The 14694-nt window shown below is 59.8% G+C and carries 13 protein-coding genes; 5 read left to right on the top strand and 8 right to left on the bottom strand.

Translation table 11 applies throughout. The annotated features are described in order from the left end of the window. The first annotated feature begins 59 nt into the window (after positions 1-59). On the top strand, positions 60-260 hold the full coding sequence (locus tag E4O97_RS12070; protein ID WP_078822512.1) for a hypothetical protein: 201 nt from the start codon (positions 60-62) through the stop codon (positions 258-260). A 94-nt stretch (positions 261-354) separates the two neighbouring features. Here the strand turns inward: E4O97_RS12070 and gbcB are convergent, their stop codons facing one another. Continuing rightward, on the bottom strand, positions 355-1455 hold the full coding sequence (gbcB, locus tag E4O97_RS12065) for a glycine-betaine demethylase subunit GbcB (RefSeq protein WP_032879077.1): 1101 nt from the start codon (positions 1453-1455) through the stop codon (positions 355-357). 281 nt (positions 1456-1736) lie between these two features. Between gbcB and gbcA the strand changes: the two genes are divergently transcribed. Next, positions 1737-3032 carry a glycine-betaine demethylase subunit GbcA gene (gene gbcA / locus E4O97_RS12060; RefSeq protein ID WP_032879076.1) on the top strand — a complete coding sequence of 432 codons (1296 nt, stop codon included), beginning with the start codon at positions 1737-1739 and terminating at the stop codon, positions 3030-3032. Positions 3033-3810: 778 nt separating this feature from the next. Here the strand turns inward: gbcA and E4O97_RS12055 are convergent. The 6 genes from E4O97_RS12055 to E4O97_RS12030 form a co-directional block, all read right to left on the bottom strand. After that, positions 3811-4581 (bottom strand): electron transfer flavoprotein subunit beta, encoded by a 771-nt coding sequence (locus tag E4O97_RS12055; protein WP_005792147.1) that lies wholly within the window; start codon positions 4579-4581, stop codon positions 3811-3813. 10 nt (positions 4582-4591) lie between these two features. Beyond that, complete coding sequence (locus E4O97_RS12050) at positions 4592-5812, bottom strand: electron transfer flavoprotein subunit alpha/FixB family protein (protein WP_032879074.1); 1221 nt, start codon at positions 5810-5812, stop codon at positions 4592-4594. Next, positions 5812-7752, bottom strand: coding sequence for a (Fe-S)-binding protein (dgcB, locus tag E4O97_RS12045; RefSeq protein WP_248161406.1), 1941 nt, complete (start codon positions 7750-7752; stop codon positions 5812-5814). Before dgcB ends, E4O97_RS12050 begins: the two co-directional genes overlap by 1 nt. Positions 7753-7925: 173 nt before the next feature. Then, complete coding sequence (gene dgcA / locus E4O97_RS12040) at positions 7926-9986, bottom strand: dimethylglycine demethylation protein DgcA (RefSeq protein WP_032879068.1); 2061 nt, start codon at positions 9984-9986, stop codon at positions 7926-7928. Positions 9987-10001: 15 nt separating this feature from the next. Further along, positions 10002-10532 (bottom strand): DUF5943 domain-containing protein, encoded by a 531-nt coding sequence (locus E4O97_RS12035; RefSeq protein WP_005792152.1) that lies wholly within the window; start codon positions 10530-10532, stop codon positions 10002-10004. Between the two features lie 52 nt (positions 10533-10584). After that, on the bottom strand, positions 10585-11562 hold the full coding sequence (locus tag E4O97_RS12030; RefSeq protein ID WP_248161404.1) for a dipeptidase: 978 nt from the start codon (positions 11560-11562) through the stop codon (positions 10585-10587). A 218-nt stretch (positions 11563-11780) separates the two neighbouring features. On the opposite strand from E4O97_RS12030, the gene E4O97_RS12025 reads away from it, so the two are divergent. The 3 genes from E4O97_RS12025 to E4O97_RS12015 all read left to right on the top strand — a co-directional run bounded on the left by E4O97_RS12025 (position 11781) and on the right by E4O97_RS12015 (position 13345). Next, positions 11781-12182 (top strand): lysozyme inhibitor LprI family protein, encoded by a 402-nt coding sequence (locus E4O97_RS12025; RefSeq protein WP_005792155.1) that lies wholly within the window; start codon positions 11781-11783, stop codon positions 12180-12182. A 94-nt stretch (positions 12183-12276) separates the two neighbouring features. Continuing rightward, positions 12277-12891 (top strand): hypothetical protein, encoded by a 615-nt coding sequence (locus E4O97_RS12020; RefSeq protein ID WP_078822520.1) that lies wholly within the window; start codon positions 12277-12279, stop codon positions 12889-12891. A 37-nt stretch (positions 12892-12928) separates the two neighbouring features. After that, a complete protein-coding gene (locus E4O97_RS12015; protein WP_216090407.1) occupies positions 12929-13345 on the top strand; it encodes a DUF3010 family protein in 417 nt (138 codons plus the stop codon). A gap of 223 nt (positions 13346-13568) precedes the next feature. Here E4O97_RS12015 and E4O97_RS12010 read toward each other — a convergent pair whose 3' ends face one another. Further along, a complete protein-coding gene (locus E4O97_RS12010; protein ID WP_005792161.1) occupies positions 13569-14513 on the bottom strand; it encodes a GlxA family transcriptional regulator in 945 nt (314 codons plus the stop codon). Positions 14514-14694: the final 181 nt, after the last annotated feature.

Genomic DNA, 14694 nt, shown 5'->3' with positions numbered 1-14694 from the left:
CGGGTTCGCTACCCGCTGAATAATCGGCTGGAAGCGTAAATCCAATGGAGAGCTTAATCATGGAATATCAAAGCAACGGCAACACCCTGCAAAGCGATGGCACTATCAGCACCACGGTGATTGACTGGGATGAGTTCAGGAAGTACGCCAAAGTCGGGGACACCATCCGCGAACCTTCGAGGACGTTGAGGATCTACGATAAAGCCTATGAATTGACAGCATCAGGCCAGCATTTCGTCGTGCATATCTACGCGCAGTAACCGTTACTCCTGGAAGCCCGCGCCGAAGACTCATGACCCTCGGCGCACAGCCGACCGCACATTCCCACGCTCCTGCGTGGGAATGTGCGAGGTATTAGAACTCGATGCGCACATCGCCCTTCGGCACGCTGCAGCACGACAGGATGTAACCTTCGGCTTCGTCTTCCTCGGTGATCCCGCCGTTGTGTTCCATCTCCACCTCCCCGCCCAGCTTCATCACCTTGCACGTGCCGCAGATACCCATGCCGCAGGCTTTGGGGATCAACAGGCCAAGCTTGGCAGCTGCTGCGTGGACAGTCTCGCCGGGGGCCACCCGAATGCTTTTGCCCGATGCGATGAACTCCACCTGGTGCAGATCCGCGAGGTCGATTTCCGGCGCATCCGCCGCTTGCTCGGCCTGCTCCACGGCGTCAGCCCGCGCTTCCGGCGGCGTCGCACCAAAGGATTCTTCGTGATAACGCGCCATATCGAAACCGGCGGTTTCCAGCAGGCGTTTCACTGCGCTCATGTAAGGCGTCGGGCCGCAACAGAATACTTCGCGCTCCAGGAAGTCCGGCACCATCAGTTCCAGCATCTTGTGATTCAGATAACCGCGGTAGCCGGCCCAGGGTTCACCCAGGCCATGCTTTTCGCAAATCAGGTGCAAGCTGAAGTTGTCGATCCGCGACGCCATGTGCTCCAGCTCGCGGTGGTAGATGATGTCCTTGGGTGAACGCGCGCTATGAACAAACGTCATGTCCACATTAGCGTTGGTGTCGTAGAACCAGCGCGCCATGGACATGACTGGGGTGATCCCCACCCCGCCGCTCAGGTACAGCACTTTCGGGCTGGGGAAGTCGATCGCGTTGAACAGCCCGACAGGTCCGTGCACCGCCAGCTCCTGGCCCTCGTGCAGCGTGTCATGCAGCCAGTTGGACACACGCCCGCCCGGTACACGCTTGATGGTTACCGAAAAGCTGTAAGGCACCGACGGTGAACTGGAGATCGTGTAGGAGCGCATGATCGGCTGGCCTTCGATTTCCAGCTCCAGGGTGACGAATTGCCCGGGCTTGAAGAAGAACAGAATCGGCTGGTCAGCCATAAAACAGAAGGTGCGCACGTCCCAGGTTTCCTGGATGACTTTGACGCAACGGACGATGTGCCGACCATTGGCCCAGGTCTGGGTGGTTACCGGATTCAGGAAATTGCTAGACATGTTGTTCTCCACCGCCGACGTCGGCCTTATGGTGGCGATTCTGCGTAACGCCGGGGCCACCCATTTACCTATCTGCGACATTCACATACTTACGGCGACCAGCCCCCAAAGACAGGGCCTTGCGCGTCGGGATCAGATTGGGCCATGTCGCCCATGGATAAGGTTCGACCCAACGCCGGGCCCACACTCGCTCCCAACAAAGACGCGTTCTTTACGCCTTGCTGCAAACCTGATCAGCCACTATTCGCCGGCCACACAGAATGGCCATGAGGACACACACGATGGACGTCACCGCAACCTTAAGCTTGGGCGATCCGCTGGAACCCGCACGCAAGGCCACCGCGCAAATGCTGCACGAGCGCGAGCGCACCTTTTCGCTGCCGCAGCCGTTCTACTCTGATGAGCGGCTGTTTGATATCGACATGCAGGAGATCTTCCAGAAAGAGTGGTTGATTGCCGGCATGACCTGCGAAATTCCCACCAAGGGCAACTACCTGACCCTGCAAGTGGGCAAGAACCCGATCATCGTGATCCGTGGCGCCGAAGGCGTGGTGCATGCATTCCACAACGTCTGCCGCCACCGTGGTTCGCGCTTGTGCACCAGCGAAAAGGGCAAGGTCGCCAAACTGGTTTGCCACTACCACCAATGGACCTACGAACTGGACGGTCGCCTGTTGTTCGCCGGTACCGAGATGGGCGCCGACTTCGACATGAAGCAGTACGGCTTGAAACCGGTAAACGTGAAGACCGCCGGCGGCTACATTTTCATCAGTCTGGCCGAGACCCCGCCGGCCATCGATGACTTCCTGTCGACGCTCAGCCATTACATGGAACCCTACGACATGGAAAACACCAAGGTGGCGATCCAGACCACCTTGTTCGAAAAAGCCAACTGGAAGCTGGTGCTGGAAAACAACCGCGAGTGCTACCACTGCAACGCGTCGCACCCGGAACTGCTCAAAACCCTGCTGGAATGGGACGACGTCACCGACCCGCGCGCCGACCAGGCGTTCAAGGACCACGTAGCCGCCTCCGCCGCCGCCTGGGATGCCGAGAAGATCCCTTACGCCCACGCCAGCTTCGGCCTGCGTAACCGCATCGTGCGTATGCCGCTGCTCAAGGGCACAGTGTCGATGACCCTGGACGGCAAGCAGGGCTGCGCCAAACTGATGGGCCGCATCAAGAACCCGGACCTGGGCTCGATGCGCATCCTGCACCTGCCTCATTCGTGGAACCACTGCATGGGCGATCACATCATCGTGTTCACCGTGTGGCCGATCAGCGCCCAGGAAACCATGGTCACCACCAAGTGGATCGTGCACAAAGATGCCGTGGAAGGCGTGGACTACGATGTGGAGCGCATGCGCCAGGTGTGGGACGCGACCAACGACCAGGACCGTCGCCTGGCCGAGGAGAACCAGCGCGGCATCAACTCAACAGCCTACCAGCCTGGCCCGTACTCCAAGACCTATGAGTTTGGCGTGGTGAACTTTGTGGACTGGTACAGCGAGCGCATGTTGAACAACTTGGGTGCCGCGCCTGCTCCGTACCTCAAAGGTGTGGCTGCACACGAGTAACTGACGCCCTATGGATCAAAAATGTGGGAGGGGGCTTGCTCCCGATAACGGAGTATCAGCCAATGCATGTGCAAGCTGAGCCATCCCTATCGGGAGCAAGCCCCCCCTCCCACACTTCAAGCAGACGCTGCCTACTATTTGATCAACTCTCGCGCAGACCGCTAACACCCTGCCCTCCAGCCTTTGTCCAACAACTTATCCACAAAGCCACCCACAGCAATTGTGGGCAAGTCGGTGTGCGGCTTAAATTAAATCAAGAAAATCCGTGACTTATTTGAAACCAAGGGATCCATCCTTACCTGATCATTTATTGATCATATCTGTGCAGACCTTGATTCATATGGCCTACAGCACTAAGCGAACACCTTATCCACAGATGCACCAACAGACTTTGGGGGCAACTTTATCCAACCTGTGGAAAAGCGCACAAACCCTGCATAAATCGGGCTTCCCGGGGTTTCAATGCAGAAAAAAGCCGAAACTGATCGAATTTCGATCAACCTCCTGAAAGCCTTTGTTTACATGGCTTACAGAAGATAGCGAACATCTTATCCACAGATGCGCCAACAGACTTTGGGGGCAAGTCAGTACTGCCAACCGGGAAAACTCCTGGAAAAACCGCAGTTTAGGCTGGCTATTTTTCGTACAGAGGGCTGCAAGGCTTGATACATAGGGGGTGTGGACAACCGCGAACAGGTTATCCACAAGCGGATCAACAGCGATTGTGGGTAAACCGCAGAACTCATGCGGGAGGGAGCACGCCCCCTCCCACAGCGGATCAGCGTACGACACCCTCTTCAATCAACAGCTTGAGAATCGCCTGAGCGCCCTCTTCAGCACTCACACCCTTGAGCACCTGCCCACCACCGCCACTGGCCTTGGCCGTGGCAGCCTTCATACGGTCGGCGCCGCTCTTGGCCTTGATCACCTTGAGACGCTTGGGCCTTGGCTTGGCCGGTTGCAGCAGGGCGCCTGTGAATAACTCGTCCTGTTCGATCTCCACCTCATGGGCCGCCAGTTCGCCACGTTGCGCCGGGCCGTATGCACTCTGGCGCGGTTTGGGCGCAGCGTTATCCACGGTGGCCAGAAACGGCAGGCGCACTTTCAGGCGCCGCCGCTGGCCGCGAGGCAAGGCTTGCAGTACATGGGCCACGCCGGCGTCGATGGATTCCACCTGGGCCAACCCTACAACCAGGGGCCAGCCCAATTGTTCTGCCAGCAGAAACGGCAACATGCCCGAGCCTTCACCGGTTTCCGCCTGACTGCCGGTGAGTACCACCTGGGCGCCGGCGTCATGCAGGTATTCACTGAGTACCGGCAAGGCATCGGCGCCGGGCGGTTGTTCCAGTACATGCAGTTGCGCCAGCCCCATCCCAAGGTAGCTGCGCAAGGTCGGCTCGTTGATATCGCCGGCGTGCAGCACCTGCAACTTATCCCCAGCCATTTGCAGGCCCAGCTCGACAGCGCGGGCGTCCTGCTCCGCACGGCGCGGGCGCCCGGAAGTGGGGTGGGCGCCGATGGATACCAAGCTGATTACAGTGGTTGTCATGGTCATGTCCCTAAGCTGCATCGCGCTTGGCGCCGTTGCGGTAGGCCTGCACCGCATCGATCAAGGCTTGCAGAATCGCGGCGCTTTCGCCGATCACCGACAGGTCGGCACGCTTGATCATGTCGCAGGTCGGGTCGAGGTTGATCGCCACCACCTTGTCGCAGGCCCCGATGCCTTGCAGGTGCTGGATCGCCCCGGAAATACCCACGGCCACGTACACCCGCGCCGTGACCCAGGTGCCGCTGGCGCCGACCTGACGATCACGCGCCATGAAGCCATCGTCCACCGCCACCCGCGACGCGCCCTCGGTGGCGCCCAGGGCTGCGGCGGTCTGGTGGAACAGCGCCCAGTCCTTCACGCCATTGCCACCGGAGAAAATGAATTCCGCTTCGGCCATGGGAATCGCCGCAGGATCCACCGCCACCGCCCCCAGGTCCTCGATACGCGACAAACTGCGCGCCAGGCTTGTGGATAACTCTACGGGCAGTACCTCATGCCGGGTCTCGCTGACCGGGTCGGCACACTCAACGGCCGCCAGGATCAGGCGCGGCAGCGGCCGGGCCAAATCTTGCTGGCCCGCCCCCGCACGGCCGATGCACTCATCGCCCTTGATTTGCCAAACGCGTGTCGCCGGGCGTTCCTTGAGGCTGGCGGCAAAGCGCCGACCCAATTCACCGCCGCCGCTGCGGCTGTCCGGCAGTAGCCAGTGGCGCGGATTGAACTGGTTATCCACAGCGCGCAGGCCTTGTACGCGTTGCTCCGGTGAATAACCGTCGAACGCGTGGCCGTCCAGTACCAGCAGGCGATCGACACCGGCAGTGGCGAAGGCGTTTTCCTTGTGTTCACCAAACACCACGGCCAGCACCGCGCCGTCGCTGCCAGCCAGTTGCCTGGCCAGGCCAAGCAAGTCACGGTCGTGGCTGCTCAAGCGGCCACCGACCATGTCCGGCACCACACTGATGTAGAACGCGGGCGTTGGCACCTGATGCAGTGGCAACTGTACCTCCACCGCCGCCGTACGCTTGGCCGCACCGCCCTGCTGGGCACCGCTGCGGTCAATACGCTTGATGCCGTTGGGGCCGATAAAACCGACACCGTGCACGTTTTTACGAATGATGCCGTTGGGCCCCATCCAGCTCTGCTGCACGGGCTGCATGGCCGCGTGCAAGGGGTGAAGACGGTTACGGGCGATCCATTCGGCCCGAGGGTCACGGCGAATAATGTCGCTCATCAATGCACCTCCGCGGGTTCACGTTTAGGCGCTTTTGCCGGCACGGGGTCTTCAAGCAAAGCGTCGGCCACAAGCTCGGCAATATCCTTGATCAATGGCCGCGGCTCGACCACACCTTCAAGCATCGCCGTACATTGCGGGCAGCCCACGGCCACCAGTTCGGCACCGGTTTCGCGGATGTCTTCCATGCGCATGTCGGGGATACGTTGCTTGCCGGGAATGTCAGTGATCGGCGCGCCGCCGCCACCGCCGCAGCAGCGCGAACGGAAGCCTGAGCGTTGCATTTCCTTGACCTTGATGCCCAACGCCCGCAGCACTTGGCGCGGTGCCTCGTATTCGCCGTTGTAGCGGCCCAGGTAACAAGGGTCGTGGTAGGTCACGCTGCTGCCTTTGTGCTGGCCCAGGTTGAGCGCGCCGTCGCCGATCAACTCGGCCATGAAGGTGCTGTGATGCTGTACGACGTAATTGCCGTTGAAGGCGCCGTACTCGTTTTTCAGCACATGGAAACTGTGCGGGTCGCAGGTAACAATGCGCTTGAAGCTATATTTGCCCAACGTCTGGATATTGCGCGAGGCCAACAATTGGAAAGTTGCTTCATCGCCCAGACGCCGCGCTACGTCACCGCTGTCGCGTTCCTCCAGGCCAAGTACCGCAAAGTCCACCCCCGCCGCCTTGAGCACTTTGACAAACGCCCGCAGGGTGCGTTGGTTGCGCATGTCGAAGGCACCGTCGCCGACCCAGAACAGCACCTCGCAGCTGCCCTTGTCACTGAGCAACGGCAGGTTCAGGTCCGCCGCCCAGTTGAGGCGACCGCCCGGTGCGAAACCGCCAGGGTTGTCGGTGGCAATCAGGTTTTCCAGGACTTCGGCGCCCTTGTTCGGCGTGGCACCTTTTTCCAGGGTGAGGTGGCGGCGCATGTCGACGATGGCGTCAACGTGCTCGATCATCATCGGGCACTCTTCCACGCAGGCGCGGCATGTGGTGCACGACCACAACGTCTCGGCATCCACCAGGCCATTGACGATCGGCTGATGCGGGTTACCGCCGTGTTCGCCCACCGGTTTGCCTGGGTATGGGCTACCGGCGAACTTGGCATCGGTGCCACCGGCCAGGCCGACGACCATGTCTTGGATAAGCTTTTTCGGGTTCAGGGGCTGGCCGGCAGCGAACGCCGGGCACGCTGCTTCGCACTTGCCGCATTGCACGCAGGCGTCGAAGCCGAGCAACTGGTTCCAGGTGAAATCCTTGGGCTTTTCCACGCCAAGCGGCGCGGTTTTATCACTGAGGTCCAGCGGCTTCAAACCAGTGGAGCGGCCACCGCCGAAGCGCTCGGCGCGGCGGTGCCAGGCCAGGTGCAGGGCACCCGCGAAGGCGTGCTTCATCGGCCCGCCCCAGGTCATGCCGAAAAACATTTCCGATACGCCCCACAGCACGCCCACGCTCAGCAGCGCAGCGAGCAGCCAGCCGCCAAAGTCAGCGGGCAGAATCCCGGCCACCGGCAAGGTCACCAGGAAAAAGCTCACCGAGAACGCCATCAGGCTTTTCGGCAGGCGCATCCATGGGCCCTTGGACAGGCGCGCAGGCGGATTGCGGCGGCGCAGGTACATGAAGATCGCGCCCACAAACATCAACGCCGAAGCCAGCAGCAAGGCATAGCCGAGAATGCGGTTCTGCAGGCCGAAGCCGTGCACCGCAACAGCCAGCAGCGCCGACAGCACAAAGCCCAGCGCCGTGGCGACGTGGGTATTGGCAATGTATTTGTCGCGGGCGACCACGTGGTGCAAGTCGACCATGTAGCGCTTGGGCATGGCCAAAAGACCGCCAAGCAAGTCGACTTTGGATGCACGCCCACGGCGCCACATGCTCATGCGGCGCAAGGCGCCGAGGACGGCGAGCCCCAAAGCGGCAAACAAGAGAATTGGCAACAAGGTGTTCAACATGATGAAGCTCCCACAGACCACACAGGTCTACTGTGAAACTGGCCTTGAATGTGGGAGGGGGCTTGCTCCCGATGGCGGAGTGTCAGTTGATACTGTTGTAGCTGACCCACCGCTATCGGGGGCAAGCCCCCTCCCACATTTGAACCGAGTCCACTTTTTGGTTCGGTGTCGGCTTAGAAATCCTTGCACAAGCGCAGGGCGTCGTAGATTGCGGCGTGGGTGTTGCGCTGGGCCACACAGTCACCAATGCGGAACAGCAAGTACCCTTCGCCCGCCTCGCTCAAGCACGGCTGCGGTTTGATCGCAAACAAGGCTTCGACGTCGATCTGGCCCTTGTTGCGTGAGCCTTCCTTGAGCCCGTAGTAAAGGGCCTCGTCCGGGCGTACACCGTTCTCCACCACCACCTGGTCGACCACCCGCTCTTCTTTGGCGCCGGTGTATTCGTTTTCCAGCACTGCCACCAGCTTGTCGCCCTCGCGATAGACCTTTTCCAGCATCATGTCGCCGGTCATGATCACTTCCTTGGGGTACATGCTGCGGTAGTAAGTCGGGAACGACGTACCGCCAATTGCCACACCGGGCTTGATGTCGTCGGTGACGATTTCCACCTGGCAGCCTTTGTCCGCCAGGAAGTCCGCCACCGACATGCCGGTGAACTCGCAAATGGTGTCGTACACCAGCACGTTCTTGCCCGGCGCGACTTTGCCGTCGAGCACATCCCAACTGCTCACCACCAAGCCTTCGGCGGCGCCCCAATGTTCGTTCTGTTCGATGAACGGATGCCCGCCCACCGCCAGCACCACCACGTCCGGACGCAGGTCCAGAATGGTCTCGGCATCCGCCGCCACGCCCAGGCGCAGGTCAACTTTCAAGCGCGCCAACTCCAGCTGGTACCAGCGAGTGATACCAGCGATCTGGTCGCGCTGCGGCGCTTTCGAAGCGGTAGTGATCTGCCCGCCGATGAACTCTTTTTTCTCCAACAGGGTCACGTCGTGGCCGCGTTCGGCGGCGACACGTGCAGCCTCCATACCAGCGGGGCCTGCGCCCACCACGACCACTTTGCGCTTGGCCCCGGTGGTTTTCTCGATGATGTGCGGCACGCCCATGTATTCACGGGAGGTCGCGGCGTTCTGGATGCACAGCACGTCCAGGCCCTGATACTGGCGGTCGATGCAGTAGTTGGCGCCCACGCATTGCTTGATCTGGTCGATCTGGCCCATCTTGATCTTGGCGATCAGGTGCGGGTCGGCGATGTGCGCACGGGTCATGCCGACCATGTCCACATAGCCGCCTTCGAGGATGCGCGTGGCCTGGTTCGGGTCCTTGATGTTCTGCGCGTGCAGCACCGGAACCTTGACCACTTCCTTGATCCCGGCTGCCAGGTGCAGGAACGGCTCCGGTGGGTAACTCATGTTCGGGATCACGTTGGCCAGGGTGTTGTGGGTGTCGCACCCCGAGCCCACCACGCCGATGAAGTCGAGCATACCGGTGTCGTCGTAATACTTGGCGATCTGCTTCATGTCCTCATGGGACAAGCCGTCCGGGTGGAACTCGTCACCGCACAGGCGCATGCCCACGCAGAAGTCATCGCCCACTTCGGCACGCACGGCCTTGAGTACTTCCAGGCCGAACTTCATGCGGCCTTCAAAGCTGCCGCCCCATTCGTCGGTACGCTTGTTGACCCGCGGGCTCCAGAACTGATCGATCATGTGCTGGTGCACGGCAGACAGCTCGACGCCATCCAGGCCACCGGCCTTGGCACGACGCGCCGCCTGGGCGTAGTTGCCGATCACGCGCCAGATTTCTTCCGGCTCGATGGTCTTGCAGGTGGCACGGTGCACCGGCTCACGCACGCCGGACGGCGACATCAGGGTCGGCCAGTTAAAGCCGTCCCAGCGTGAGCGACGGCCCATGTGGGTAATCTGGATCATGATCTTGGCGCCATGCTTGTGCATGGCGTCGGCCAGGTTCTGAAAGTGCGGGATGATGCGGTCGGTGGACAGGTTCACCGAGCTCCACCACTCCTGGGGGCTGTCGATGGCCACCACCGAGGAGCCGCCGCAGATCGCCAGGCCGATACCGCCCTTGGCTTTCTCTTCGTAGTACTTCACATAGCGGTCGGTGGTCATGCCGCCGTCGGTGGCATACACCTCGGCGTGGGCGGTACTGAGCACGCGGTTGCGGATGGTCAGCTTGCCGATCTGGATCGGCGCAAACATTGCTTCGAAAGCCATGGCACGGTCCTCGGCTTACAACGGTTTGACGGTGAACAGGCCATCGTCGTGGCCCTCTTCGGAGCCTCCGTAGACTTGTTCGGCGACAGTGCGGATCTTGCTGCCACGGGCCTCAAGAATCTGGTCCATGGCACCGGCAAACCAGCCGGTGAACATGTAGTCGACTTTGCGCCCGACCTTGCCGTACACGTAGACGAACGCCGAGTGCTCAAGCTTGACGCTGGCGGTGCCTTTATCCAGGTCGATGTCCTGGATCTTGAACAGGCCCCAGCCGCGCTGCGACAGGCGCTTCATGTAGTGCTCGAACACCGCGACGCCTTCCAGGCCGTGGCACTCGGCTTCCTTTTCACACCAGTGCCAGGCGGATTTGTAGCCGGCCTTGTAGAGGATCTCGGCGTAGGCATCAGCGCCCAGCACTTCTTCGATACCCATGTGGTTGTTGACGAAGAAATGGCGCGGCACGTACAGCATGGGCAGGGCGTCGGAGGTCCAGACACCGGTTTCGCTGTCGACTTCGATTGGCAATTGCGGGGCGATCTTGGCCATGGAAACTTAACTCCAGAAAAATTCGTTGTGGTGTTGCCGATAGGTGTCTGGCTTATTCGCCCCAGACGTCCTTCAAGACGTTGACCCAGTTCTCGCCCATGATCTTGCGTACCACGCGCGCGGGGTGGCCACGCTTGAGCAGGGTCTCGGTGAGGTTGGGGAATTCACCCACGGTGCGGATGCCCAGCGGGTTGATGATCTTGCCGAAGCTGGTCAGGCGGCGGGCGTAGCCCTTGTCATGGGTCAGCATTTCGAAGAAATCCTGACCATGGCCCTGAGTGAAGTCGGTGCCGATGCCGATGGCGTCTTCACCGACGATATTCATGGTGTATTCGATGGCTTCGGCGTAGTCGTCGATGGTCGAATCGATGCCCTTGGCCAGGAACGGCGCGAACATGGTCACGCCGACAAACCCACCGTGGTCGGCGATGAACTTGAGTTCTTCATCGGACTTGTTGCGCGGGTGTTCCTTGAGCCCGGACGGCAGGCAGTGTGAATAGCACACCGGCTTTTTCGATTCGAGGATGACTTCTTCGCTGGTCTTGGAACCGACGTGAGACAGGTCGCACATGATGCCGACACGGTTCATCTCGGCGACGATTTCGCGCCCGAAGCCCGACAACCCGCCATCGCGCTCGTAGCAGCCGGTGCCCACCAGGTTCTGGGTGTTGTAGCACATCTGCACCACGCCAACGCCGAGCTGCTTGAAGATCTCGACATAGCCGAGCTGGTCTTCAAACGCATGGGCATTCTGGAAGCCGAAGATGATGCCGGTCTTGCCCTGTTCCTTGGCACGGCGGATGTCGGCGGTGGTTTTCACCGGGATCACCAGGTCACTGTTCTCGCGGATCAGGGTCTGGCTGGCGACGATGTTATTGATCGTGGCCTGGAAGCCTTCCCACACCGACACCGTGCAGTTGGCGGCGGTGAGGCCGCCTTTGCGCATGTCTTCGAACAGGTCGCGGTTCCACTTGGCAATAATCAGACCGTCGATAACGATGCTGTCGGCGTGCAACTCGGCTGGGCTCATCAGGCGTCCCCTTATTGGCGATTCATGCGCCGAATCGTCTGCCGGCGCTTTGGGGCCAGCATATGCCCAGGGACAACCCGAGCCGGGTGCAAAAACGACAGGGGAATTGCCGAAAGCGTCAATCCACGACAAAGGCTGTGCAGACATGCCTGACGGGCGACTGTTCTTTGTCTTACGCTTGAGCCAGAATTGCGCATCACGTGATATGAGACGGCGCAATGAAATCGATTTTCCTGGCTTTGGCACTCATCGCAACCGGCGTTCACGCAGCCGAAGACACCGACAGCACGCCGTGCGACGGCATCGAAAACGACAAACAGACCCTGGCCTGCGCCGCCTACAACAAAACCACCGCCGAGCAATTGCTCAAGGATAACTATCAGGGCCTGCTGGAGCGCATGGCTTCAACCTACGGCAGCGACAAGACCAAACTGGCCGACATTACCGCCCGTCTGAAGGACGCCCAGCAGAAATGGGAAAAACTGCGCGATGCCGATTGCGCGGTGGACACCTTCCCGGCGGTCAATGGCAGCAAGGAGTATGCGATTGCGCAGAATGATTGCCTGGCGCGGATGAGTGATGAGCGGTCGGAGTTTTTGGAGTCGATTGGGCAGGAGTGATTTGCGCACCCTATTGGCCAAGCAAGTCCCACGCTGCTTTTGCGCGCTCGTCAAATTTAACGATGCTTTCCCTCTCAAGGATGAGTACTGAACAATGCAATGGTTTCCTACCCCTCCCACCGACAACCTGTACAAATTTGCCGCTGTTTGCGGCTTGCTGATGCTCGGCGGTGCGCTGTTTGCCATCCTGTCATTGGTTTACCTGGATTATCGAATCGAGGTACAGACCAACGCGTCTCTGGACAACTTTTCAAGCCAGCATAATCAGAGATTATTCGAAAACCGCATCAGCGCTCTGAAAGAGGGTGACACCGAGAAAGACTATATCCCGCAGCTTTCAAAGAAATTAAATAGCGATCCGGATTTTTTAGCAGCGGCATTGAAAATCCAGTCAGAGCTGAAGGCCGGCTACAAACCTGCTGATCCTGACACGCTCGATCTTGTATTTAACTTCGTAAGTGCTCGAGAGGCGCTTTCATTGATCGCCCTCGTCATATACGCCATCGTCGCATCATCGCTAACCGTATTTGGCCTAAGCGGCTGGCGCAAAAAAATCCACGAGTCAAACGAGCGTCAGAATGAACTCGACGAAGAAATCAAGAAAGCCAGTTTGTTGAAATTGCACATTGAGATCTCTCAAATGCAGCCCATGAGCGAAACCGTAAAGAAGCTGTTTGAGCTTGGCGGTATCATGTGCCCCGATAAATAACTTACCCATGAGCATTTTCTGGGGCGCGGAGCATTCCATGACTACTTGCGGCATCGAAATCAAAGGCAGCGAAGCCATCATCGCCCTCGCCGCTCTGGACAACCAGGCACTGACCCACATCGCCCTGGCCACCAAGAAAATCGCCCTTGAAGACGACGACGAAGCAGCCAACGTAAAAGCCTTCGCCGCCCAGGTGAAGGCGTTCGTGCAGGCGAACGCCATTACCCGTATCGCGATCAAAAAGCGCAGTAAAAAAGGCGAGTTCGCCGGGGGCCCGACGACGTTCAAGATTGAGGGGATCTTTCAGTTGCTGGACGGGGTGGAGGTGACGCTGCTGTCGCCGCAAACCATCAATGCGCAGAACAAGAAGCACAACGTTGAATTGCCGGCCACGCTGAACAAATATCAGCATGAGGCTTACAAGGCAGCGTGCTCGGCGCTGCTGAAAAAGTAAGCCACACCACACCTCAATGTTTGCTGGGCCGACGTCTTCGCGGGCAAGCCCCCTCCCACATTGGAAGTGTGTGGCAATGGCATTGGCAATCAGCTCGGCGGGACGGGACGGGACGGGACGGGACGACGGAACACAAAACCGCTGTGCGCGAACATGGTTTTATACTCAATTATTGAACGAACTATAAATTATAGTTCCCAGCATAATTGACTCTAATTACCCGTCAAACCACCTCCCGCCGGCGATCCTCCCGCGGGCATTTGGCAAACCTTGCGCGATAGCTCCTGGTGAAATACGAAGGGGACTCAAACCCGCACGCAATACTCACTTCCAGCACGCTCATATCGCTTTGGCGCAATAGTTTGCGGGCTTTTTCCAGGCGCAGGCCGAGGTAGAAGTTGCTTGGCGTGTCGTTCAGGTGCAGGCGAAACAACCGCTCCAGTTGACGCCGGGTGACCTTGATCGCGTCGGCCAGGGCCAGGGTGCTCAGGGGCGGTTCGGTGTGTTGCTCCATTTCGCCGATCACGTGCACCAGTTTCTTGTTGTTGATGCCGTAGCGCGTGGCGATCTGCATGCGCTGGTGGTCTTTGCGTGGGCGTATACGGCCAAGCACAAATTGCTCCGAGACCTGGACCGCCAGTTCCGAGCCGTGGGCCTGGGCGATCAGATCGAGCATCAGGTCGATGGACGCGGTGCCACCGGCGCAGGTGATGCGGCGGCGGTCGATTTCGAACAGTTCCTGAGTCACGCTCAACTGCGGATAGGCTTCCTTGAAGGCGTCGATGGCTTCCCAATGCAGGGTCAGGCGATGGCCGTCAAGCAGGCCCGCTTCGGCCAGCACACAGGCGCCGGTGTCGATGGCGCCCAAGGTCACGCCGTCGTGATCGAGGCGACGCAGCCAATGCTCCAGCGCCGGGGTGGAGCATTGCAAAGGCTCGAAACCGGCCACCACTAATAATGTGGCGCCTTTTTCCAGCGGCTCCAGCGCGGCGTCGGCGTTGACCGACATACCGTTGCTCGCCAGCACCGCACCGCCATCTGCACTCAATATGTGCCAGCGGTACAACTCGCCACGAAAGCGGTTGGCGACCCGTAACGGTTCCAAGGCCGAGATAAAACCGATGGCCGAAAAACCCGGCATCAGCAAGAAGTAGAAATCCTGGGACATGGTGGCGCTCTCGTGGGGCGGGCAGCGTGGCACTGTGATACTCCCGTTCATGCACGGATTCAAGGGGACAGGTCGCTGCAGTGCAAGAGCCGGTCGCCGTCGTGCGCTTTGTGGTTCGCCAAGCTGCGTAACGTGGCGTCACGGTGCACAAAGACACCGGCCCCCACAATAACGACCTGCC

It is taken from the genome of Pseudomonas sp. W15Feb34 (assembly GCF_023127765.1).
In the GTDB taxonomy this organism is placed as follows: domain Bacteria; phylum Pseudomonadota; class Gammaproteobacteria; order Pseudomonadales; family Pseudomonadaceae; genus Aquipseudomonas; species Aquipseudomonas synxantha_A.
The sequence above is the reverse complement of the archived record's forward strand: the minus strand, read 5'-3'. Positions and strand labels throughout refer to the sequence as shown.

What these genes read in the sequence shown, in the direction of transcription:
- E4O97_RS12070 (WP_078822512.1), top strand. Translation starts at nt 60, where the DNA reads ATGGAATATCAAAGCAACGGCAACACCCTGCAAAGCGATGGCACTATC.
- gbcB (WP_032879077.1), bottom strand. Translation starts at nt 1,455, where the DNA reads ATGTCTAGCAATTTCCTGAATCCGGTAACCACCCAGACCTGGGCCAAT.
- gbcA (WP_032879076.1), top strand. Translation starts at nt 1,737, where the DNA reads ATGGACGTCACCGCAACCTTAAGCTTGGGCGATCCGCTGGAACCCGCA.
- E4O97_RS12055 (WP_005792147.1), bottom strand. Translation starts at nt 4,581, where the DNA reads ATGACAACCACTGTAATCAGCTTGGTATCCATCGGCGCCCACCCCACT.
- E4O97_RS12050 (WP_032879074.1), bottom strand. Translation starts at nt 5,812, where the DNA reads ATGAGCGACATTATTCGCCGTGACCCTCGGGCCGAATGGATCGCCCGT.
- dgcB (WP_248161406.1), bottom strand. Translation starts at nt 7,752, where the DNA reads ATGTTGAACACCTTGTTGCCAATTCTCTTGTTTGCCGCTTTGGGGCTC.
- dgcA (WP_032879068.1), bottom strand. Translation starts at nt 9,986, where the DNA reads ATGGCTTTCGAAGCAATGTTTGCGCCGATCCAGATCGGCAAGCTGACC.
- E4O97_RS12035 (WP_005792152.1), bottom strand. Translation starts at nt 10,532, where the DNA reads ATGGCCAAGATCGCCCCGCAATTGCCAATCGAAGTCGACAGCGAAACC.
- E4O97_RS12030 (WP_248161404.1), bottom strand. Translation starts at nt 11,562, where the DNA reads ATGAGCCCAGCCGAGTTGCACGCCGACAGCATCGTTATCGACGGTCTG.
- E4O97_RS12025 (WP_005792155.1), top strand. Translation starts at nt 11,781, where the DNA reads ATGAAATCGATTTTCCTGGCTTTGGCACTCATCGCAACCGGCGTTCAC.
- E4O97_RS12020 (WP_078822520.1), top strand. Translation starts at nt 12,277, where the DNA reads ATGCAATGGTTTCCTACCCCTCCCACCGACAACCTGTACAAATTTGCC.
- E4O97_RS12015 (WP_216090407.1), top strand. Translation starts at nt 12,929, where the DNA reads ATGACTACTTGCGGCATCGAAATCAAAGGCAGCGAAGCCATCATCGCC.
- E4O97_RS12010 (WP_005792161.1), bottom strand. Translation starts at nt 14,513, where the DNA reads ATGTCCCAGGATTTCTACTTCTTGCTGATGCCGGGTTTTTCGGCCATC.